The sequence below is a fragment of the Mycobacterium sp. NGS27 genome (assembly GCF_059813005.1).
On sequence record NZ_JCALDT010000028.1, the window covers coordinates 1 to 841 of the forward strand.

Below are 841 nucleotides of genomic sequence, written 5' to 3' on the forward strand. Positions count from 1 at the left end.
CCCGGCCGGCACCGGACGCAACCAACCATCCAGCACAAAAAAGCCCAAGTGCCCCAACGGCATCCCGATCGGGCTCGCATTGATATCGACGTCATCGTCGACGATCTCCCGAATCGACGCATGCACGGTCGTTTCGGTGATGCCATACATATTGATCAACCGCGGTGAACCCGGATGGTCTTGAAGCCACGCACCGAGGCGCTGGGGTTCCAACGCCTCACCGCCGAACACGACCGTTTCCAGTTTGAGCTGATCTGTTCGCTCGGGTAACAGCGCGTCGACGGTTTGCAGCGCGTAAAACGCCGACGGCGTCTGGCTCAGCACGCTGACCTGCTCGGCCACCAGCAGGCCGTGTAGCTCTTCGGGCGAGCGGGCGACCGATTCGGGTACCACCACCAGCCGGCCGCCGCGTAGTAGCGCACCGAAGATCTCCCACACCGAGAAATCGAACGCCAACGAATGACACTGCGACCAAACGTGATTCGCCGGCACCTCGTTGTCCAGGGACTCTAGCAAGCAGGTGACGTTGTGGTGGGGGATGGCTACCCCTTTGGGTGTTCCGGTGGTTCCTGAGGTGTAGATCAGGTAGGCGGTGTCGTCGGGGGCTGGCGGTGGCATCGCGGTGGTGGGGTGGGTCTGGGTGTGGGGGTCGTCGATGTCGATGAGCGGCAGCGCGTGGCCGGCTAGCCGCTCGGCCAACCTGGTGGTGGTGATCAGCGCGACGGGGTCGGCGTCGTCGAGGACGAACTCGATGCGCGCCGCGGGCATCGCCGGGTCGATCGGCACGTAGGCCGCCCCGGTTTTGAGCACCGCCACAATCGCCACGACCGCTTGAGCCGAG

At 64.4% G+C, this 841-nt stretch carries 1 protein-coding gene; it reads right to left on the reverse strand.

The features are described 5' to 3' along the window. Nucleotides 1–841 (reverse strand): AMP-binding protein (locus AC5Y30_RS25410; protein ID WP_499922058.1); only part of this gene is annotated, 841 nt, incomplete at both ends.